This window comes from Pseudomonas sp. JL2 (assembly GCF_031570495.1).
GTDB lineage: Bacteria > Pseudomonadota > Gammaproteobacteria > Pseudomonadales > Pseudomonadaceae > Aquipseudomonas > Aquipseudomonas rhizophila.
The window spans coordinates 37753-58849 of record NZ_JAKUDH010000016.1 but is presented as its reverse complement, the minus strand read 5'-3'; the positions used below and the strand labels follow the sequence as shown (position 1 = coordinate 58849).

Sequence of the window (21097 nt, the reverse complement as noted above, 5' to 3'; positions counted from 1 at the left end):
AAAACGTACATCCGGCTCTTGCGGCCGGCTGTGGGACTTGGTCAGAAAGTGATCTGCCTTGTCGGTGCGAGGTGTTGGCTCGCAAATGTGGGGCGCAGGGTACGCGGGTTTGGGGGGGAATTCCAGAGGTAAGTTGTGTTTTGAATCATTGGGTTAGGGGGAGGAGCAGGGGGGCTGCTTCGCAGCCCAGCGGGGATAAATCCCCTCGCCACAGAATCCCCCCAAATCTCCTCAACACAGGGAGCTCCTGCCACAGTCCGCCCATCCGTGTAGGTCAATCGAACACCGGCGGTCGTTGTTTGTTCAGGGTGGACCACCAGAAGACCCAGCCGATGACTTTTATGTTTTGCGCGTCGATCTGTTCGGCGCTGAAGACCTCGTCAGGATACGCAGCACAGTTATGGCTACGCAGGCGTAGCCGATTACCGGGAATGCGGTGCAGGTATTTGATACGCAGCATGCCGTCGTGCTCAAGCGCATAGATATGGCCGTCGACGATTTGGGTCAGGCCGCGGTCGATGGCGAGGGTGGAGCCGTCTTCGATGCGTTCGGCCATGCTGTCGCCGACCATGGTGGTGCAGATGGCGTCGCCGGGGTCGATTTCCAGGGATTCTAGGTGGCTGCGGGGCAGGCGGATGGTTTGGTCGGGGATTTCGATGATGTGGGTTTTGGTTTCGCCGGGGGCGATGGGGGCTTCCTTGTAGAGGGGCAGTTCGATGTCCGTGGTCTCTTGCACGCTGTAGACGCCATCGTTTTCGGCGGCTTCATAGGTGATGCCGGGGCCCAGGCCCAGTGGGGTCTGCGGGCCTTCGCCGGTGGCGAGCCATTGCGGGCTGACGGTCAGCAGGCTGGCGATGGAGTAGATGCGCCCTGGCGGGATGCCACGGTTGAACCAGTTGTTTATGTGCTGGGATTTCACGCCGTATAACTTCGCGAAGTCGGCGGATCGGATATTCGCTTCTTTTAGAAGGGCTCTGAAGCGGTCGCCACTGGAAAGTATTTTCATAAACGGAAAGTTTAGGGGCGACTGTATTTTCGGCAATAAACATGTCGTGCAAATATATAAGACGATCTTTCCGTTTGCAGGATTTGAAAGGGGCGGGCTAAACGGGGTTAAACGGTATTAATACAACTTCGTATTTAACATCATTAAGACATAAAAAAACCCCGGTGCAAACCGGGGTTCTTCTTTACTTCAGTCTCAGCCTTTGTAGGCGGCAACCGACTTGGTGATCGCTTCGCGGGCGGCGTCTGCACCGGCCCAGCCTTCGATCTTGACCCACTTGCCTTTCTCGAGATCCTTGTAGTTCTCGAAGAAGTGTTCGATCTGCTGGATCAGCAGGGCTGGCAGGTCGGTGTATTCCTTCACGTCGACGTACAGTTGCGACAGTTTGTCGTGCGGTACGGCGATGACTTTGGCGTCGCCGCCGCCGTCGTCGGTCATGTTCAGGATGCCGACCGGACGGGCGCGGATGACCGAGCCTGGGGCGACTGGGTAAGGGGTCACGACCAGCACGTCGAGGGGGTCACCGTCGTCGGCCAGGGTGTTGGGGATGAAACCGTAGTTGGCCGGGTAGAACATTGGGGTGGCCATGAAACGGTCAACGAACAGGCAATCGCTGTCTTTGTCGATTTCGTATTTGATCGGGGCGTGGTTGGCCGGGATTTCGATCGCGACGTAGATGTCGTTCGGCAGGTCTTTGCCAGCCGGAATCTTGCTGTAGCTCATTGGGCGGTGCCCCCGTTAATTGACCAAATGACTGGTCGGATTGACCAAAAAGTGGCGGCGATTATAGGCATATTCGGCCGTCGATGCCACGTTACAAGGGTCTTAGAGACCTTAGTATGACGCCTGATAGACCGGATCTTCGGCTTGAAGTTGCCGCAGCCGGGCCAGCGGGTCCTGGCGGTAGAACGCCTTGAGCTGCTCATAGACCCGCGGGTACGCCTGGTGCAGCAGGTCTGGGGCGCTGAAGAAGTATTCGCTGGTGACGGCGAAGAACTCCGCCGGATTCTCCGCAGCGTAGGGATCGATGACGGTTTCTGCGTCCGGATCCTGGTCCAGTTGGCGGTTGAGGTCGTCGAAAGCCTGTTGCATGGCGTCGGCCCAGTCTTTGACCCGCATGTCGGCATGCAGCGGTGGCAGGCCGTTGGCGTCGCCGTTGAGCATGTCGAGTTTGTGCGCCAGCTCGTGGATCACCAGGTTGTAGCCGTCCCAGCCGCCGCTGGCGAGCACGCCGTCCCAGGCCAGGATGATCGGGCCCTGGGGCCAGGCTTCGCCGCTGTGTTCGCCGTCCCATTCGTGCTCGATGCCGCTGGCGTCGCGGTAGCGTTGGGGGCTGAGGAAGTCGTCGGGGTAGAGCACGATTTCGTGGAAGCCCTGGTACCAGTTCAAGTCGCCGAGGTGCATCAGCGGCAATTGGGCCTGAGCGGCGAGCAGCAGGTGTTGTTCCTGGTGCAGTTCGACGCCGGGCAGGGCGCTCAGGTGTTTGTCATGCAGGAACAGCACGCAGGCTTCGCGCAGCCATTGGTCCTCGGCGGCGCTGATGCCGTCGAGAAAGCTCAACTGGTGACGCACCCGCTGCCAGGTTTCCTCGCTGACGGGATGTTTGGCGAGGGTGCGTTGCCGGCGCCAGCCGCTCAGGGACCACATGGGCGATCAGCGCGGATGGGCTTTCGAGGCGCTGGCGGCGAGGCGGCTGCGGATCACGCCGATGATCATCGGTACCAGCGACAGCAGGATGATGCCCAGCACCAGCAGGGACAGGTTCTGCTTGATGAATGGCACGTTGCCGAAGAAGAACCCGAGGGTGACCAGGCCGCCGACCCACAGGATGGTGCCCAGGACGCTGAAGGCGAAGAAGCGCGGGTAGGGCATTTTTGCAACGCCGGCGACGAAGGGGGCGAAGGTGCGGATGATCGGCAGGAAGCGCGCCAGGGTCACGGTTTTGCCGCCGTGCTTGTCGTAGAAGTCGTGGGTTTGTTGCAGGTAGTCGCGGCGGAAGATTTTCGAGTTCGGGTTGCTGAACAGCCGTTCGCCTGCGGTGCGGCCAATGATGTAGTTGGTGCTGTCGCCGAGGATCGCCGCCAGCATCAGCAGGCCACCGAGTAGCACCGGGTCCATGCCGCCACCGGCGGCTACCGCGCCGGCGATGAACAGCAGGGAATCGCCCGGCAGGAAGGGCATCACCACCAGGCCGGTTTCGCAGAAGATCACCAGGAACAGGATGGCGTAGATCCACGGCCCGTAGTTGGTCACCAGCAGGTCGAGGTACACATCGAGATGCAGAATGAGGTCGAGGGGGTTGAAATCCATGCAAAGCACCTGTGGTCGCGGCCTGACTGGGTGGGGCCTGTGGGTCGGGCTTCGAGTAAGGCTACAGCGCGTGTAGCTTTTTCTTACAAGCCGGGAAGAGCGGCATTATACGAGGTCGAGGGTGGTGTGCGTGGTGAGTTTGTAGCGGGGGATGTCGGGAGGCTTCTGGCTGGGTGAAGAACTCTGTGGCGAGGGAGCTTGCTCCCGCTGGAGCGCGAAGCGGTCCCAAATGCAGCCAACCCGGTCTGCCTGATGCACCGCGTGCTCAGGTTCTGGGGCTGCTGCGCAGCCCAGCGGGGATAAATCCCCTCGCCACAACATTTCACCCAACCACAGGGGTTATCGATCGTTCCTACGCTCCGCGTGGGAATGCATCCCGTGACGCTCTGCGTCAAGCGGAACGCGGAGCGTCCCTGGCGGCATTCCCACGCGGGAGCGTGGGAACGATCAGTCCGCGGTAATCGGGTCAGAGCTCTTCGCTGATCGGCAACACGTAGTTCTTGAACTCGGTGTCTTCCTTGAAGCCGATGGACTCGTAGGTTTTCTGCGCCACCTCGTTGTTACTGCTGGTGGAGACGCGCATGCGTACGGCGTTGGTTTCCTTGGCCATTTTTTTCGCGGTGCGGATCAGGTTGTCGGCTACCAGTTGGCGGCGGGCGTCTTCGGCGACGTAGATGTCGTTGAGGATCCACACGCGCTTGAGCGACAGTGACGAGAAGCTTGGATAGAGCTGGCAGAAGCCCAGCAACCGGTTGTCATCGTCATCAGGCAACGCCAGGTAGATCACCGATTCCTTGCGGCGCAGGCGTTTTTCGAGGAAGGCTCGGGACGAATCCGGGTAGGGCAGCGAGCCATAGAATTCCCGGTATTTGACGAACAATGGGGTCAGCAGGTCCAGGTGTTCCAGGGTCGCTTGGATAATCCGCATAGTAGGTCTCGTCTGCAAAGGTCGACAGATACTCGGACAACAACGGCGTTCTGCCGTGCTTCGATGCTGCCTGAAAGCGGATCAAAAACGCAAACTTGTAAACGGATCAGCTTCGGGGCGGCATCAGTAGGAAGTTACCTTTCATATCGGCGGTGTTTTCCGAGTCTAGAGTTTGGACCTGGGCTTCGTCCTTCAGGTTGACCCCCGAGAGCTGTCTGCGGCAGGCCTCGCGCATCAGGTAGATCAGGCGATGGGCGGCCATGCCGTAGCTCAAACCTTCGAGCCGGACGTTGGAGATGCAGTTGCGATACGCATCGGTCAGGCCGACCTTAGGGTTGTAGGTGAAATACAAACCCAGGCTGTCGGGGGAACTGAGGCCGGGGCGTTCGCCGATCAGGATCACCGACATTTTTGCGCCGAGCCGCTGCGCCACCTCATCGGCCACCGCGACGCGGCCCTGTTCCACCAGAATCACTGGCGAGGTTGACCAACCATCAGCGGCGGTCTGTTCTTCCAGCCGCGCCAGGAACGGCAAGGTATGCCGATGCACCGCCAGCGCCGACAGGCCGTCGGCCACCACGATGGCCAGGTCTACGCCGCCGGGATTGGCCGCGACGTGCTCCTGCAGGATCTGGACGGAGGCTTCATCGAGCCGTCGGCCCAGGTCCGGGCGCTGCAGGTAGCTGTTGCGGTCGCTGGCGGCGCTGTGCAGCAGCAGGCTTTCGCGGCCGCGTTCAGTCAGTTGCGCGCGAATGCCTTCATGATCGAAGGCCAGGTGCACGGCGTCCCGAGCCTGGGCATGGGCGTACTGGAAATCCAGTTGCGCCGAGGTCGGCAGGCTGGTGCCGGTGCGGCCCAGGGCGATGCGCGCCGGGGTGAGGTTGCGCAGATTCAGCCAAGGGTTTTGTGGATCTACAGGTTTTTTATCCATGGGCAGTTCTCTCATCCCAAATGCGGCTTATCCCAAATGAGCTAATGCGTGACGAAACGCCGGTGGCAGGTTGTCGCCGAACCGCACCCGGCCATCGGCCTGGGTGAAAATGCCCATGTTCGCCAGCCACGTTTCGAATTCCGGCGCCGGCTTCAGGCCCAGGGTCTGGCGGGCGTAGAGGGCGTCGTGGAACGAAGTGGTCTGGTAGTTGAGCATGATGTCGTCGGAGCCGGGGATGCCCATGATGAAGTTGATCCCGGCCACGCCCAGCAGGGTCAGCAGAGTGTCCATGTCGTCCTGGTCGGCTTCGGCGTGGTTGGTGTAGCAAATGTCGCAACCCATCGGCACGCCCAAAAGCTTGCCGCAGAAGTGATCTTCCAGGCCGGCGCGGATGATCTGTTTGCCGTTGTACAGGTATTCCGGGCCGATAAATCCTACAACCGTGTTCACCAAAAACGGCTTGAAATGCCGTGCGACGGCGTAGGCCCGGGTTTCGCAGGTCTGTTGATCGACACCGTGGTGGGCGTTGGCTGACAGGGCACTGCCCTGGCCGGTTTCGAAATACATCAGGTTGTTGCCCAAGGTGCCGCGATTCAGGCTCAGCCCGGCATCGTAGCCTTCCTGCAAGACGGTCAGGTTGATGCCGAAACTGGCGTTGGCCGCTTCGGTGCCGGCGATGGACTGGAACACCAGGTCCAGGGGCACGCCACGGTTCGCCGCTTCAATGGAAGTGGTGACGTGGGTCAGCACGCAGCCTTGGGTCGGGATGTCGTAGCGCTGGATGATGGCGTCGAGCATTTCCAGCATGGCGCAGATCGACGCTGTGCTGTCGGTGGCCGGGTTGATGCCGATCATGGCGTCGCCATTGCCGAAGAGCAGGCCGTCGAGGATGCTCGCGGCGATCCCGGCGGGTTCGTCGGTGGGGTGGTTGGGTTGCAGGCGGGTCGACAGTCGCCCGCGCAGGCCGAGGGTGCCGCGAAATTTCGTCACCACGCGGATTTTCTGCGCCACCAGCACCAGGTCCTGCACGCGCATGATCTTCGACACGGCGGCGACCATTTCCGGGGTCAGGCCCGGGGCCAGCGCCCGTAGGCTGTGTTCGTCGGCCACATCGCTGAGCAGCCAGTCGCGAAAACCGCCGACGGTGAGGTGGCTGACGGCGGCGAAGGCCTGTTTATCGTGGGTGTCGACGATCAGTCGGGTGACTTCGTCGTCCTCGTAAGGAATCAGCATTTCTTGCAGGAAATGGCTGAGGGGCAGGTCGGCCAAGGCCATTTGCGCTGCTACGCGTTCGCCATCGTTGAGCGCCGCGACCTCGGCCAGGAAATCCCCGGAACGCGCCGGGCTGGCCTTCGCCATCAGGTCTTTGAGGCTGTCGAAGCGGTAGGTCTGGGCGCCGACCGTGTGTGCAAAACTGGCCATACAGGTTCTCCGTGACGGCGCCGCTGGGCGGCGCCGTGGTTTTCGGCGTTTTACAACTTAGTGCAAGGCTTCTTCAGCTTTCTGAATGGCCGCGAATTCTTCTTCGGGCGTGCCTGCTACCAAGTGATGCCGACTGTAGAACGCGAAGTAAGCAATTAACACTCCATAGATGATCGCCGCGCCGATGACCACCCGCGGATCCACCAGAAAGCCCGCTACTACGGCGATGCACGCCAGCACCAGGGCCACGCCCGAGGTGAAGATGCCTCCCGGTGTGCGGTATGGCCGGTCCATTTTGGGGCGGCGGATGCGCAGGGTGATGTGCGCGGCCATCATCAGCACGTAGGAGATGGTGGCGCCGAACACCGCCACCAGAATCAGCAGATCGCCCTGGCCGGTCAGGGACAGACCGAAACCGATAATGCCGGGGATGACCAGCGCCAATACTGGTGCTTTGCTTTTATTGGTTTCGGAGAGCTTGCGTGGCAGGTAACCGGCGCGAGACAACGCGAAGATCTGCCGCGAGTAGGCGTAGATGATCGAGAAGAAGCTGGCGATCAGGCCCGCCAGGCCCACCAGGTTGACGAAGTTGCCCATCCAGGTCGAGCCGCCGTAGGCCTTGGCCAGGGCTTCCACCAGCGGGTTGCCCGAAGCCATCAGCGCATTGGAACCCGCACCGCCTGGGCCGATCACCAGAATCAGCAGGGCAAACGCCACCAGCACCAGCATGGCGCCGATCAGGCCGCGCGGCAGGTCGCGCTTGGGGTTCTTGGTTTCTTCAGCCGCCAGCGGTACGCCTTCCACGGCCAGGAAAAACCAGATGGCATACGGAATGGCTGCCCACACGCCGACGTAGCCGAACGGCAGGAATGGGCTGGCGCCCGTGGCTGCGGTGACCGGGATGTCCAGCAGGTTGGCGACGTCGAAGTGCGGCACCATCGCCACCAGAAACACCCCCAATGCCAGGGCGGCGACGGCAGTGATGATGAACATCAGCTTGAGCGCTTCACCCACGCCGAATATGTGGATGGCGATGAAGATGATGTAGAACGCCAGATAGATCATCCAGCCGCCAATGCCGAATAGCGATTGGCAATACGCGCCGATGAACACGGCAATCGCCGCGGGGGCGATGGCGTACTCGATGAGGATCGCCGTGCCCGTGAGAAACCCGCCCCAGGGCCCGAATGCGCTACGGGCAAAGCCATAGCCGCCGCCAGCGGTAGGAATCATCGAGGACAGCTCGGCCAGGGAAAAGCACATGCACAGGTACATCGCGGCCATCAGCAGCGTGGCAAGAAACATCCCGCCCCAACCGCCCTGGGCCAGGCCGAAGTTCCAGCCGGCGTAGTCCCCGGAAATGACATACGCCACCCCCAGGCCCACCAGCAGGACCCAGCCCGCCGCGCCTTTTTTCAGTTCACGTTGTTGGAAGTATTCGGAGCCGACTTTTTCAAAGTCGACCGAGGACGTTGCCGGTTGCGGGTTTGCTTGATCGCTTGGCATAAGGGTTTACCTGTTTTTATTGTTTTTTTGTCTAGCCTGATCGCCGGATTAGCGCAGTACCCCTGTGGGAGCGGGCTTGCTCGCGAAGGCGGCGGCACCTTGAGCAACTATGTGACTGACACACCGCTTTCGCGAGCAGACTCGCTCCCACAGGGGAGTTGGGCCAGCCGAAACTGGAGCGCCATCCACAAATCCTGTGTGGGAGCGAGCCTGCTCGCGATAGCAATCTCAAGGGCGAAGCAGAACCACCTGCCTCGCCCCAATGCCTTAGAAGAACCCCAACGGATTGATGTCATAGCTCACCAGCAGGTTCTTGGTCTGCTGGTAATGATCGAGCATCATCTTGTGGGTTTCACGACCCACGCCGGACTTCTTGTAGCCACCAAACGCCGCATGGGCCGGGTAGAGGTGGTAGCAGTTGGTCCAGACGCGACCGGCCTTGATCGCCCGGCCCATGCGGTAGGCGCGGTTGATGTCGCGGGTCCAGAGACCGGCGCCGAGGCCGAACTCGGTGTCGTTGGCGATGGCCAGGGCTTCGGCTTCATCCTTGAAGGTGGTGATGCTCACCACTGGGCCGAAGATTTCTTCCTGGAACACGCGCATCTTGTTGGTGCCCTTGAGCAGGGTGGGCTGGATGTAATAACCCGTGGCCAGGTTGCCCTCGAGTTTTTCCACCCGGCCGCCGGTCAGCAGTTCGGCGCCTTCGCCCTTGGCGATTTCCAGGTACGAAAGAATCTTGTCGAATTGCTGCTCGGACGCCTGGGCGCCGACCATGGTGTCGGTGTCCAGCGGGTCGCCGCGCTTGATCTGCAGGACTTTGTTCATCACAACTTTCATGAACTCGTCGTAGATCGACTCCTGCACCAGGGCGCGGGAAGGGCAAGTGCAGACTTCACCCTGGTTGAAGAACGCCAGCACCAGGCCTTCGGCCGCTTTCTCAATGAAGCTCGGCTCGGCCTGCATGATGTCTTCGAAGAAGATGTTCGGCGACTTGCCGCCCAATTCCACGGTAGACGGGATGATGTTCTCGGCCGCGCATTTCATGATGTGCGAGCCGACCGGGGTCGAGCCGGTGAAGGCGATCTTGGCGATGCGCTTGCTGGTGGCCAGGGCTTCACCGGCTTCCTTGCCGAAGCCTTGCACCACGTTCAGTACGCCAGGTGGCAGCAGATCGCCGATCAGCTCCATCAGCACGCAAATGCCCAATGGGGTTTGCTCGGCGGGCTTGAGCACCACGCAGTTACCGGCGGCCAGGGCCGGGGCGAGTTTCCAGGCGGCCATCAGCAGCGGGAAGTTCCACGGGATGATCTGCCCGACCACGCCCAGCGGTTCATGGATGTGATAGGCCACGGTGTTGCCGTCGATCTCGGCGGCGCTGCCTTCCTGGGCGCGCAGGCAACCGGCGAAGTAGCGGAAATGGTCGGCGGCCAGGGGGATGTCGGCGTTGAGGGTTTCGCGCACGGCCTTGCCGTTGTCCCAGGACTCGGTGATCGCCAGAACCTCAAGGTTTGCTTCGATGCGGTCGGCGATTTTCAGCAGGACCAGCGAACGGGCCTGGGCGGACGTGGCGCCCCAGGCATCGGCAGCGGCGTGGGCGGCGTCCAGGGCTTTTTCGATGTCTTCGGCGGTGGAACGCGGGAATTCGGCAATGGGCTGGCCATTGACCGGGGAAGTATTGGTGAAGTACTGACCTTTGACAGGCGCGACGAACTCGCCGCCGATGTAGTTACCGTATTTGCTCTTGAACGAAACGATAGCGCCTTCAGTACCGGGGTGAGCGTAACGCATGATGAGTTCTCCTTGGCTTTTGTGCTTATACGGGAGGCCGCGCAAAATTGAGCGCTGGTAATTAAGCCTAGAGCAAAGGTCGGGCCACTGCCTTGCAAGGCCCGTAAATCAAGACTTTAGGAGCAGTTCGTCGGACAAACGGATGCCCTGCGTGACGATAGCGATACAGCGGGTGTGACAGTTTGTGCCAGATGCGAGACAGTCTGTGACTGACAGGTCGCGCCAGCATTGCAAAGCGCCAGTGGCTGGAGGATGCTGAGGGCCGCTACCCTCGGGGAGAACAATAAGAAATGCACAGCAACCACTTGAGTCGCCATGCCCAACAAGTCCTGACGGTCACCCAGGGCAAGGCCCATTTGCAGGGCCCTGGCAGCGATCCGTCGATTGCCCGTTCCTGGCTGCGCTGCCTTGAGGACTATCACCTCGACCCGGCGCAGAACCTGGCGCCGACGGTGCTTGAGCATGGCCGGGTGCTGGAAAGCCGCGAGCGCCTGCAACAGGTGTTGCACATCGCCGGCACGGAAATGACCAGCCTGCATCAACAACTCTCCGGCGCCGGCCACGCGGTGCTGCTGACCGACGCGCGCGGCGTGATCCTCAACTGTGTCACCGCCCCCAGTGAGCGCAAGATTTTCGAACGGGCCGGCCTCTGGCTCGGCGCCGACTGGAGCGAAGCCTGCGAAGGCACCAACGGCATCGGCACCTGCCTGGTGGAGCGCCAGGCCCTGACCATTCACCAGGAAGAACACTTTCGCGGCCGCCACACCGGCCTGACCTGCTCGGCCAGCCCGGTTTTTGATCCCCATGGCGAACTGCTTGCGGTGCTGGATGTGTCATCGGCCCGGCCGGACGTGTCGCGCCAGAGCCAGTTCCACACCATGGCCCTGGTCAACCTCTCGGCGAAGATGATCGAGAGCTGCTATTTCCTGCGCTGCTTCGACAATCAATGGCTGCTGCGTTTTCACTTGCAGGCCGAGTCTGTGGGGTTGTTCAGCGAGGGGCTGCTGGCGTTCGACGGCGAAGGGCGGATCAGCGCGGTCAACCAGAGCGCGCTGAACCTGTTGGGGCATATTCGCGGTGGCTTGCTGGGTCAGCGGGTGGAAGACTTTTTCGATTGTTCACTGGATGAGCTGCTCGGACGGGCCAGCACCCAGGCCAGCGCCAGTTGGCCGTTGCGCACCCGTGACGGGCGGCATTTGTTTGCCGTGCTGCGGGGGCAGCCGCGCAGTGTGCCGGTCCCGGTCGTCCCTGCGTTTAAAGCCATCGAGCCCGCCCGGTTACCGGGCATCTGCCTGGGAGATGCGGTGTTGCAAGAGCATTTTCGCAAGGCGCTGCGGGTGTTTGAGCGCGATGTGCCGCTGCTGATCCATGGCGAAACCGGCTCTGGTAAAGAAGCCTTCGCCAAAGCCGTGCATCACGCCAGCCAGCGTGCCGGGAAAAACTTCGTGGCGCTTAACTGCGCAGCCATCCCGGAAAGCCTGATCGAGAGTGAGCTGTTCGGTTATCGCGGCGGCAGCTTCACCGGTGCGCGCAAGGAAGGCATGCGCGGCAAGCTGCAACAGGCCGACGGGGGCACGCTGTTTCTGGATGAGATCGGTGACATGCCCCTGGCCTTGCAGACCCGTTTGCTGCGGGTGCTGGAAGATCGCCAGGTGGTGCCCATCGGTGGCGAACCCGAAGCGGTGAACGTGCGCATCATCAGCGCCACCCACCGTCAGTTGCTTGATCGGGTGCGCGACGGCAGTTTTCGCGAGGACTTGTACTATCGCCTCAACGGCCTGGAGATCCCTTTGCCGGCGTTGCGCGAGCGCAGCGACAAGTCCCAGTTGCTGGATTTTCTGTTGGCCGAAGAAGCGGGCGCCGAAGCGGTGGCGATCGACGAACCGGCGCGCCAGGCATTGCTGAGTTTTGATTGGCCGGGCAACGTGCGGCAACTGCGCAATGTGCTGCGCACCCTTGCTGCGTTGTGCGACGGCGGGCGGATCGGGCTGGAGGATCTGCCGGCGATGATTCGCCAGTGTCCGGTGGCGTCGGTTGAAACCGTGGCGGAACGCCCGCTGGAAGATGCCGAGCGGTTGGCGCTGCTCGATGCACTGGAGCGCCAGCGCTGGCACATGACCCACACCGCCGAGCAACTGGGCATCAGCCGCAATACGCTTTATCGGAAACTGCGCAAACACGCCATCGCCCGCTGAGCCGCGTCGTGGCCATTCGCGAGCAAGCCCGCTCCCACAGTTGACCGAGTTCTTGCAGAAGGAATGCGGTTGAATGTGGGAGCGAGCTTGCTCGCGATGGCGGCGGCACATCCAACATCGCCGCAAACTGACCCACCGCTATCGCGAGCAAGCTCGCTCCCACAGAGGATTTGCGGTGTTCTGATGGTTGCAGTTCGAAACACAAGGTGCGATTTCCCCCTCCCTACGCTAACCTGCGGCCATGTTTACGAGGTCGACTATGCACATCCATATTCTCGGTATTTGCGGCACTTTCATGGGCTCGATGGCGGTATTGGCCAAGGAGCTGGGCCATCACGTGACCGGTTCCGACGCGAACGTCTACCCGCCGATGAGCACGCAGCTGGAGGCCCAGGGCATTGAGCTGACCCAAGGCTACGACCCAGCGCAACTGGACCCCGCGCCGGACCTGGTGGTCATCGGCAACGCCATGTCCCGTGGCAATCCGGCGGTTGAATACGTGCTCAACAAAGGCCTGCCTTACGTGTCCGGCCCGCAATGGCTGGCCGACCATGTGTTGCAGGGCCGTTGGGTCCTGGCCGTGGCCGGCACCCATGGCAAGACCACCACCAGCAGCATGCTCGCCTGGGTGCTGGAGCACGCGGGCATGAGCCCGGGCTTCCTGATCGGCGGCGTGCCGCAGAATTTCTCGGTGTCGGCGCGCCTGGGTGGTACGCCGTTCTTCGTGATCGAGGCCGATGAATACGACAGCGCGTTCTTCGACAAACGCTCGAAATTTGTCCACTACCGTCCGCGCACCGCGATCCTCAACAACCTTGAGTTCGATCACGCCGACATCTTCCCCGATCTGTCGGCCATCGAGCGGCAGTTCCACCATTTGGTGCGCACCATTCCAAGTGAAGGCCTGGTCATCCATCCGACCACCGAGCCCGCGTTGCAGCGGGTGATCGAAATGGGTTGCTGGACCCCGGTGCAAACCACCGGTGCCGGCGGGCAGTGGCAAGTGAAGTTGCTCAAGGACGACGGTTCGCAGTTCGAAGTCATGTTCGAAGGCGTGGCCCAAGGTGTGGTCGATTGGGACATGACCGGCCAGCACAACGTCGCCAACGCCCTGGCGACCCTGGCTGCGGCTCGTCATGTCGGCGTGGTGCCGTCCATGGGCATCGCCGCGCTGAGTGCGTTCAAAAGCGTGAAGCGGCGGATGGAAAAGGTCGCTGAAGTGCGCGGCATCACCATCTATGACGACTTCGCCCACCACCCGACGGCCATCGCCACCACCCTTGACGGTTTGCGCAAGCGCATCGGCGATGCACCGCTGATTGCCATCATCGAGCCGCGTTCCAACTCCATGAAACTCGGCGCCCACCGCGACGGCCTGCCGGAAAGCGTGGTGGATGCCGACCAGGTGATCTGGTACGCGCCGGCCAACCTGGGTTGGGACCTCGGCGCCACCGCCGCGTTGTGTACGGTGCCGTCGATTGTCAGCGACTCCCTGGAAGGCATCATCGAGCGCGTGAAGAGCCAGGCCCAGCCCGGTACTCACGTGGTGATCATGAGCAACGGCGGTTTCGGCGGCCTGCACGGCAAATTGGCCGAGGCACTGAAATGAACACGCGCCCGGAGAGCAATGGCCCCGACCGCATCACCCTGGCCATGACCGGTGCTTCCGGCGCCCAGTACGGCTTGCGCCTGCTCGATTGCCTGGTGCGGGAAGACCGCGAGGTGCATTTCCTCATCTCCAAGGCGGCGCAATTGGTGATGGCCACCGAGACCGACGTCACCCTGCCAGCCAAGACCCAAATGATGCAGGCCTTCCTCACTGAATACACCGGTGCGGCGGCGGGGCAGATTCGTGTGTATGGCAAGGAAGACTGGATGTCGCCGGTGGCTTCGGGCTCCGGGGCGCCGGCGGCGATGGTGGTGGTGCCGTGTTCCACCGGTACGCTCTCGGCGATTGCCACCGGTGCCTGCAACAACCTGATCGAGCGCGCCGCCGACGTGACGCTCAAGGAGCGTCGCCAGTTGATCCTGGTGCCACGTGAGGCGCCGTATTCGAGTATTCATCTGGAGCACATGCTCAAGCTGTCGAACATGGGCGTGACGATTCTGCCGGCCTCTCCGGGTTTTTATCACCAGCCACAGACTATCGATGACCTGATCGATTTTGTGGTCGCGCGGATTCTCAATCTGCTGAACATCCCCCAGGACATGCTGCCGCGCTGGGGCGAGTACCATTTGAGCAGTGATGAATAAGCTGCTGGTGGTGCTGCTGGCGCTGCAACTGACCGGCTGCGCCACCGCCCGTACCCTGGACGCCGCCAAACCCGGCGCGCCGGTGGTGTATGCGGGCACGCGCCTGGACTTGTATGCGCTTAACGGTGGCTGTTGCGCCAAGGACCGCTTTGGCGCCGAAGCGCCGCGTTACCCAGGCGTGGATCTGCCGGCCAGTGCGTTGCTCGATACCTTGTTATTGCCGTTGTCGTTGCTGACGGTGATTGGCGTGGGGTTTCAGGCTACGGGTGGGTTGTAACCAGCGCTACAATCCAACATGGATGTAAGCTGGGCCACCGCTATCGCGAGCAGGCTCGCTCCCACATTGGTACGCATTCCTTCTGAAGAACTCGGTCAACTGTGGGAGCGAGCCTGCTCGCGATGGCGTCCGCCCAGGCGCCGCAATTATTTGCCCAACTTACGCAACTCATCCGACTCCACCACCCGCACCCCTTCCTGTTCTTCCAGGGCCAGGCGCCACATGGCGCGGGCCAGTTGGCAGGCTTCGATGCCGTGGTACTTGCCGGGAATCAGCCTCGACAAGGGGCCGGCCAATTGTTCGGCCAACCGCGGTTCGGTGCGTTCGCCCAGTAGCAGGGAAGGGCGGCAGAGGGTCAGTTGTGGCCAGTCCTGGGCCTTGAGGGCGGCTTCCATTTCGCCTTTGACACGGTTGTAGAAAATCGAAGAGCTAGGGTCTGCCCCCAGCGCGCTGATCACGATCAGGTGCCTTGCGCCCAGCTCCCGGGCACGCTTGGCGAAGGCCACCACCAGGTCCAGGTCCACCGCGCGAAACGCCTGTTCTGAGCCGGCCTTCTTGATGGTCGTGCCAAGGCAGCAAAATGCGATGTCCACCTGGCCACTGAGGCGGGGTAGCAGTTCGGCTGTTTCACCGACCGGGTTTTCCAAGTGTGGATGCTCGGCCAGCGGCCGGCGTGAAGGCGCCAATACACGTGTGATGGTCGGCTCGTTGAGCAGCCGGTCCAGTAGATGTTCCCCGGTCAACCCGGAAGCTCCGGCAAGCAAAACATGCTGAGGCGTCAAGTACATAGTGTTTCCCCCTTGATACGATTCAGCTTAGTTGCTCTTTTGGGCCTCGTCGTTCAATGCCGTACTTTGTAATGCTTTTCGCGCCTGTTGCTTGCGCAATAGCTGCCAATGGGAAAGGACGGTCCTGGGCGCCCAGATCTGCGGCTCGGAAGCTTCGAAATTATCCGCCTGTTCCCGCTCGGCCACGGTGGCCTTGGCACGCTTGAAGGCTTGCTCAAGATCGTCGGTCTGGTTCAGTGCCTGGGCGAACAGCGCGTCGCCGAAGTAGGTGAAGTTGGCCTCCTCGGAGCAGCCGAACGACACCCGATCGGCGCGGGAAGCGGTCATGATCAAGGTGCGTTCATCCTTGAGCGCCGGGATGAAGCCGCCGGAATAACAGGCTGAAATCACCACGATCTTGTCGCGATCCTTCAGCGGCGCCAGCACCACGGCCAGTTCATCGGCGGGCAGGTCGGCCAGTTCCATGCGCGGCTGGTCGAGCACCAGTTCGTGTTCGCTGGTGCCGTGGCTGGTCAGGTAGATGAAGATCAGGTCTTCCGGGCCGCTGCGTTCGGCCAGGGCGCTGGCGGCGCGGCGCAGGCTTTCGCGAGTGGCCATGGGCCGGTCACCGAGGTGATCGCGGTGGTTGACCAGGCGGATCTGGCCGAACGCGCCAAAACGGCTGGTGAGCATATTGGCGACGTAGTCGGACTCGCGCAGGAACACACTCTGTTTGCCGTCGCCGCCCACCGTCAGGCTGTACAGCTCCACCGCGGGCGTCGAGGCCGGGATATTGGCCAGGGCATTTTCCAACAGGCGACCCTGGGCCAAAAGGCCGAGCTCGAGCACATCCGGCAGTAGCCGCCCGCCAGCGTCGCGTACTCGCAGGCCGTTGGCCCAGGTGCCGCTTTGCACGGTGCCATCGGTCAGCGCCAGGGTGCCGCGCCCGTGGTAGGTGTCGTTCTCGAACTGGCCGATATAAAAGCTGCCGTCGGGCAGGTTCAGCCGGCCCTCGCCGCTAAAGCGCCAGTCATTGAATTGACCGAGGTAGTGGCTGCCGTCGGCACCGATCAGTTGGCCCTTGCCGGTGAGCGCGCCTTCCTTGAACTGGCCGATCCAGACATCGCCGTCGGCATTTTCATAACGACCGCGACCGCTGAGCTGGTTGTTCTTGAACCCGCCGATGTAGACATCGCCCTCGGCGCTGTTGAAGGTGCCTTTGCCCTGGAGCTGGCCGTCGACGAAATTGCCGGTGAACTGGTTGCCACTGGCATCGAAGCGCTGGCCTTCACCGTTGGGTTTGCCGTTGACGAACGGCCCCTGGTATTGGCTGCCGTCCTCAAGCTCCAGGCGCCCGAAACCGGAATAGCGGTCGGCCTTGAATTCGCCGCGGTAGATCATGCCGTGTTCTTTGAGCGTGCCTTCACCGTCGCGCCGGCCTTGCTTGAAGCCGCCGGTGTAGCTGCTGGTGGGCGTGCTCAGGCTACCCTGGCCGTTGAACAGGCCTTGCTGGAACTGGCCGCGATAGACCTCGCCATTGCTGCCGTGCCATTCCCCGGTGCCGTGCCACTGGCCTTTGTCGAACTGCCCGGCGTACCAACTGCCGTTGGGGTAGTCGACACGCCCCTGGCCTTGCAGCAATCCGTCCACCAGGTCGCCGCGATAGCGTCCGCCGTCGGGCAGGCGCGCGTCGGGGGGCAACAGCGATTCGCCGTCGCCGCAAGCGGTGAGCAGCAGGGTCAGGGCCAAAGGGAGAAATGAGCGCATAACGGGATCCAGATAATCAGGTCACGAGTATGCCGTAGCAATGCGCGTCAGGAGAAGCGATGCGAAACTGCCGCAGCGGCTTCGCATCCGCGAGGGGCTACACGAAGCAGAGCGACAGCGGCTCAGCGATGTAGGCCGGTTTGTCCGAACCTTCGATTTCCAGGGTAGCGGTGGCCTTGAGCAGCCATTGGCCGGGTTTCTTCTCGGTCACGTCCACCAGGTCGACCTTGAGGCGGACCTTGGAGTCGACTTTCACGGGCTGAATGAAGCGCACGCTGTCCAACCCGTAGTTGACGACCATCTTCACGCCTTCGGGCAGGATCAGGATGTCTTCCATGAGCTTGGGCATCAGCGACAGCGATAGGAAGCCGTGGGCGATGGTGCTGCCGAACGGTGTCTGCGCGGCCTTGGCCGGATCGACGTGGATGAACTGAAAGTCGCCAGTGGCTTCGGCGAACAGGTTAATGCGATCCTGATCGATGGTAAGCCATTCGGAACGTCCAAGTTCCTTGCCGACATAATCTTTGAGCGCTGCAACGGGAACGTAGGGCATTGAGACTCTCCTTGGGTTCATCGGTTTTGTCTTTTTTGGAACGGGGATCGGCGTCCCCGGAGAACCACTGTAGATCAACATGACGGGCAGGGCAGGTCATCGACCATGCTTTTTACGAATGCCGACCCATAGCGCGGGCGTGCTTATAATGCGCGCGCATTGTTTGCGTACGTGTTGCTGGGGAGGATGAAGGATGTTGCTACGGGGCCTGACCTGGCTGGTGCTGTTCCAATTGCTGGGCACCGCCATCAATCATTTGTTCCTGCCGGTGCTGCCGGGGCCGATCATTGGCCTGCTGTTGCTGCTGGGCTATCTGGTCATCCGTGGTGAAGTCGGCGAGCCATTGAACCTGGCGGCCGGCAGCCTGTTGCGCTACTTGCCGTTGCTGCTGGTGCCGCCGGCGGTGGGGGTGATGGTGTACGCCCGGGCCATCGCTGCCGATTTCTGGGCCATTGTCGGTGCGTTGGTGCTGTCGTTGATCCTGTCCATGGCGTTTACCGGTGTGCTGATGCAACGCCTGGCCCGGCGTCACGCCCCCGAGTCGGAGGATGGGCAATGATGCTTGATTGGCAGGGCGCCTGGAGTTCGGTGATCCATCATCCGCTGTTTGGTATCGGCATCACCCTGGGCGCCTATCAACTGGTGCTGGCGGCGTTCGAAAAGACCCGTTGGGTGTTCCTGCAGCCGGTGCTGATGTCGATGTTGCTGCTGATCGGTGTGCTGGTCGGCTGCGGCATCAGCTACGCCGAGTACCGTGAGAGCACGGAAATTCTCAGCATTCTGCTGGGGCCGGCCACCGTCGCGCTGGCGGTGCCCTTGTACCTGAACCTGCGACGGATCCGGCAATTGTTCTGGCCGATTTTTACTACGCTGGTGATAGGCGGGGTGTTCGCCACGGGCTCTGCGGTGGTGTTGGGCTGGGCTTTTGGCGCCGAACACATGATCCTGATGACCATGGCTCCCAAGTCGGTGACTTCACCGATCGCCATGCTGGTGGCCGAGCAGATCGGCGGTGTAGCGGCCATGGCGGCGGTGTTTGTGTTGATCACCGGGGTGCTCGGGGCGATTCTGGGCCCGAGCATTCTGACCAGGCTTGGGGTCCATAGCCCTGAAGCCCGTGGCATGGCCCTGGGCCTGACGGCACACGCGGTCGGCACGTCCGTGGCGTTGCAGGAAAGCGAAGAGTCCGGCGCCTTTGCGGCGCTGGCGATGAGTCTGATGGGCGTGGCCACGGCGGTGTTGCTGCCGTTGGTGGTGTCGATGACGGTTTAAGGAACTGCTTATGAGCTTGCCGCTTTTCCCGTTGAACACGGTACTGTTCCCCGGTTGCATCCTCGATTTGCAGATTTTCGAGGCGCGTTACCTCGATATGATCGGTCGCTGCATGAAAATGGGCGAGGGGTTCGGGGTGGTGTGCATCCTCGATGGCGAGGAAGTCGGTATCGCCCCCGACGGCTTTGCGCGGGTGGGCTGTGAAGCGCGAATCACCGATTTCTCCCAGCAAGACAACGGGCTGCTGGGCATTCGCGTGCAGGGTGGACGACGTTTTATCGTGCACAGCAGCAGTGTCCAGGCCGATCAACTGACCGTCGCTGAAGTCGAGTGGCTGGAGGATGAGCCGGAGCAGCCGCTGCAGGATGAGGATGCCGATCTGGTGGCGCTGCTCAAGGCCCTGGCCGAACACCCGATGGTCGAGGCCCTGAACATGGGCACCGAAGCCACCGGCCAGCAGTCGCTCGCCAATCAACTGGCCTACCTGCTGCCCTTCAATGAACTGGACAAGCTCGACCTGCTGCAACTCGATGATCCTCAGCAGCGGCTGGATGCAATCCAGGCGTTGCTTGATGAGTTGCAGGGCGAACTGTTCGCCTGAGGCGCTCATCACTGACCAGGCTGATCTCTTGTGGGAGCGAGCTTGCTCGCGATAACGGTGGCTCAGTTTGCATCAATGCTGAATGTACCGACGTCATCGCGAGCAGGCTCGCTCCCACAGTTGATCTCAGTGACCACAAGGGGGCGTTTCACGGCCGATTCCCTGTGGGAGCGAGCCTGCTCGCGATAGCTGGCTGCCGGCCTCAATAGGCATACCGCAGCATCCCATTGGGCAGGTGGCGCAGTGCGAAGAAGCTGAATGCCGCCACCATCGCCGGCAGAATCAACCACCAGATTTTCGGCGGCATGGCCGGCAGCGGGGTCTGGCGCTGGCTCAGCCAGAGCATCGCTGCGCAGACACAGGCAGCGAGCATGGCGCCGGCGACGATGTCGCTCGGCCAATGGGCGCCCAGGTACACCCGCGACAGGGCAATGGCCAACGCCGGCAAACAGCCCAGCAACAGCCAGGTCAGGCGCAGGCGTGGCGGTTGTCCGCGACCGGCCAGGATGGCCAGCGCCAGGAACAGGGCAAAGGCGCCGGAGGCATGACCGCTGGGCATGCTGTAGCTGGTCAGCGGCTCGCTCAGGACTTCCGGGCGTACACGGGCGAAAAAGTGCTTGGTGCCGGTATTGGCCAATGCGGTGAACAGCATCGTGGCCCCGGCAAAGATTGCCTGGCGCCATTGGCGCGCCAGCAATAGCAACCCGGTCAGCAGGGCGCTGAAAATCAGCATGTAGTGGAATTCGCCGATCAGCGTGAAGGTCACGGCGATTTCGTCCATTGTCGGGCTGCGATGTTCCTGGACCAGAGCCACCAGCCCCTGATCGAAAGCTGTGAGGTAGCGAAAGCCGATGAACAGCCCGATCAGGATCACCAGGCCCAGACCTGCGATCAGCGCTGAGGCATGTCGATGGCGCCGCAGGCTGCTGTTGACGCTCAATGCGATCATCGCCGCGATGCTGCCAATCACGACACCGGCCTGTGGCCAGAAACCCTCGGGCAACGGCAGGCGGATCGCTGCGCCAGTGGCCCAGCCGGGCAGCAGGTACGCCACGCTCCAGCCGGCGGCGGCCAGCAGACTGACGGCGGCGAAGCGTGGGAAGGGCATGTCGAACATCCCGGCCACCATCGGCAACATGGGTCGCAGCGGGCCAATGAAGCGTCCCACCAGCAGGCTGGCGATGCCGTAGCGCTGGAAATAGCTTTCCGCCGCGCTCATCCATTCGGGGTGATGCCGCAGCCCCGGCAGGCGCCGGATGTTCTGGTGAAAATGCCTGCCCAGGAAATACGACACCAAGTCCCCCAGCAAACCGCCCAGCAGGCCCAGCAGCAAAGTCTCGCCCAGGGACAACGCGCCGCTGCCGGCCAGGACCGCGACCGCAAACAACAGCACCGTACCCGGCACGAGCAACCCAGCGATGGCCAGGCACTCTACACAGGCAACGATAAACACCGCCGCCGCCAGCCATTGCGGGTTGGCGGTCAGCCAGCCAGTGATGCTATCGAGCCATGGGCCCATAA

20 protein-coding genes are annotated in these 21097 nt (G+C 62.0%); 7 read left to right on the top strand and 13 right to left on the bottom strand.

The annotated features are described in order from the left end of the window. Positions 1 to 274: 274 nt before the first annotated feature. The 9 genes from MKS85_RS19700 to MKS85_RS19660 form a co-directional block, all read right to left on the bottom strand. A complete protein-coding gene (locus tag MKS85_RS19700; protein WP_188251945.1) occupies positions 275 to 1006 on the bottom strand; it encodes a helix-turn-helix transcriptional regulator in 732 nt (243 codons plus the stop codon). Positions 1007 to 1201: 195 nt separating this feature from the next. Next, complete coding sequence (ppa, locus tag MKS85_RS19695) at positions 1202 to 1729, bottom strand: inorganic diphosphatase (protein WP_047229468.1); 528 nt, start codon at positions 1727 to 1729, stop codon at positions 1202 to 1204. Between the two features lie 111 nt (positions 1730 to 1840). After that, entirely contained in the window at positions 1841 to 2653 is an 813-nt protein-coding gene (locus MKS85_RS19690) for a zinc-dependent peptidase (RefSeq protein ID WP_188251946.1), read from the bottom strand. 6 nt (positions 2654 to 2659) lie between these two features. Next, entirely contained in the window at positions 2660 to 3316 is a 657-nt protein-coding gene (locus MKS85_RS19685; protein WP_107321807.1) for a DedA family protein, read from the bottom strand. A gap of 466 nt (positions 3317 to 3782) precedes the next feature. Then, positions 3783 to 4244, bottom strand: a complete 462-nt coding sequence (locus tag MKS85_RS19680; RefSeq protein ID WP_076383489.1) for an N-acetyltransferase — start codon at positions 4242 to 4244, stop codon at positions 3783 to 3785. 106 nt (positions 4245 to 4350) lie between these two features. Continuing rightward, complete coding sequence (gene eutC / locus MKS85_RS19675) at positions 4351 to 5175, bottom strand: ethanolamine ammonia-lyase subunit EutC (RefSeq protein ID WP_188251947.1); 825 nt, start codon at positions 5173 to 5175, stop codon at positions 4351 to 4353. Between the two features lie 27 nt (positions 5176 to 5202). Further along, positions 5203 to 6597: an ethanolamine ammonia-lyase subunit EutB gene (locus tag MKS85_RS19670; protein ID WP_188251948.1), complete on the bottom strand. Its 1395-nt coding sequence runs from the start codon at positions 6595 to 6597 to the stop codon at positions 5203 to 5205. Positions 6598 to 6654: 57 nt separating this feature from the next. After that, complete coding sequence (gene eat / locus MKS85_RS19665) at positions 6655 to 8103, bottom strand: ethanolamine permease (protein WP_047229474.1); 1449 nt, start codon at positions 8101 to 8103, stop codon at positions 6655 to 6657. A gap of 267 nt (positions 8104 to 8370) precedes the next feature. Then, the gene (locus MKS85_RS19660; RefSeq protein ID WP_076383493.1) at positions 8371 to 9891 is read right to left on the bottom strand and encodes an aldehyde dehydrogenase family protein; all 1521 of its coding nucleotides are present in this window, start codon (positions 9889 to 9891) and stop codon (positions 8371 to 8373) included. Positions 9892 to 10181: 290 nt separating this feature from the next. Here MKS85_RS19660 and MKS85_RS19655 point away from each other — a divergent pair, with 290 nt between their 5' ends. From MKS85_RS19655 to MKS85_RS19640, 4 genes are all read left to right on the top strand, one after another. Continuing rightward, the gene (locus MKS85_RS19655) at positions 10182 to 12086 is read left to right on the top strand and encodes a sigma-54-dependent Fis family transcriptional regulator (RefSeq protein WP_188251949.1); all 1905 of its coding nucleotides are present in this window, start codon (positions 10182 to 10184) and stop codon (positions 12084 to 12086) included. A gap of 259 nt (positions 12087 to 12345) precedes the next feature. Further along, on the top strand, positions 12346 to 13695 hold the full coding sequence (gene mpl, locus MKS85_RS19650) for a UDP-N-acetylmuramate:L-alanyl-gamma-D-glutamyl-meso-diaminopimelate ligase (RefSeq protein WP_188251950.1): 1350 nt from the start codon (positions 12346 to 12348) through the stop codon (positions 13693 to 13695). Continuing rightward, a complete protein-coding gene (gene ubiX, locus MKS85_RS19645) occupies positions 13692 to 14339 on the top strand; it encodes a flavin prenyltransferase UbiX (protein WP_139049082.1) in 648 nt (215 codons plus the stop codon). The genes mpl and ubiX overlap by 4 nt, the downstream gene beginning before the upstream one ends. After that, positions 14332 to 14616: a YceK/YidQ family lipoprotein gene (locus MKS85_RS19640; RefSeq protein ID WP_047229479.1), complete on the top strand. Its 285-nt coding sequence runs from the start codon at positions 14332 to 14334 to the stop codon at positions 14614 to 14616. Before ubiX ends, MKS85_RS19640 begins: the two co-directional genes overlap by 8 nt. 146 nt (positions 14617 to 14762) lie before the next feature. Here the strand turns inward: MKS85_RS19640 and MKS85_RS19635 are convergent, their stop codons facing one another. From MKS85_RS19635 to MKS85_RS19625, 3 genes are all read right to left on the bottom strand, one after another. Continuing rightward, the gene (locus MKS85_RS19635; RefSeq protein WP_047229480.1) at positions 14763 to 15404 is read right to left on the bottom strand and encodes an oxidoreductase; all 642 of its coding nucleotides are present in this window, start codon (positions 15402 to 15404) and stop codon (positions 14763 to 14765) included. Positions 15405 to 15431: 27 nt separating this feature from the next. Then, positions 15432 to 17150: a C13 family peptidase gene (locus MKS85_RS19630; protein WP_188251951.1), complete on the bottom strand. Its 1719-nt coding sequence runs from the start codon at positions 17148 to 17150 to the stop codon at positions 15432 to 15434. 97 nt (positions 17151 to 17247) lie between these two features. Beyond that, positions 17248 to 17703 carry a MaoC family dehydratase gene (locus MKS85_RS19625; protein ID WP_188251952.1) on the bottom strand — a complete coding sequence of 152 codons (456 nt, stop codon included), beginning with the start codon at positions 17701 to 17703 and terminating at the stop codon, positions 17248 to 17250. Positions 17704 to 17896: 193 nt separating this feature from the next. On the opposite strand from MKS85_RS19625, the gene MKS85_RS19620 reads away from it, so the two are divergent. Genes MKS85_RS19620 through MKS85_RS19610 form a run of 3 tightly spaced genes read left to right on the top strand, consistent with a single transcriptional unit; the run spans position 17897 to position 19576 of the window. Continuing rightward, complete coding sequence (locus MKS85_RS19620; RefSeq protein WP_047229483.1) at positions 17897 to 18262, top strand: CidA/LrgA family protein; 366 nt, start codon at positions 17897 to 17899, stop codon at positions 18260 to 18262. Then, positions 18259 to 18975 (top strand): LrgB family protein, encoded by a 717-nt coding sequence (locus MKS85_RS19615; RefSeq protein WP_047229484.1) that lies wholly within the window; start codon positions 18259 to 18261, stop codon positions 18973 to 18975. The genes MKS85_RS19620 and MKS85_RS19615 overlap by 4 nt, the downstream gene beginning before the upstream one ends. A 10-nt stretch (positions 18976 to 18985) precedes the next feature. Continuing rightward, entirely contained in the window at positions 18986 to 19576 is a 591-nt protein-coding gene (locus MKS85_RS19610) for an LON peptidase substrate-binding domain-containing protein (RefSeq protein ID WP_047229485.1), read from the top strand. A 202-nt stretch (positions 19577 to 19778) separates the two neighbouring features. On the opposite strand, the gene MKS85_RS19605 is transcribed toward MKS85_RS19610, so the two are convergent. Then, on the bottom strand, positions 19779 to 21095 hold the full coding sequence (locus tag MKS85_RS19605; RefSeq protein WP_188251953.1) for a bifunctional DedA family/phosphatase PAP2 family protein: 1317 nt from the start codon (positions 21093 to 21095) through the stop codon (positions 19779 to 19781). Positions 21096 to 21097 lie beyond the last annotated feature (2 nt).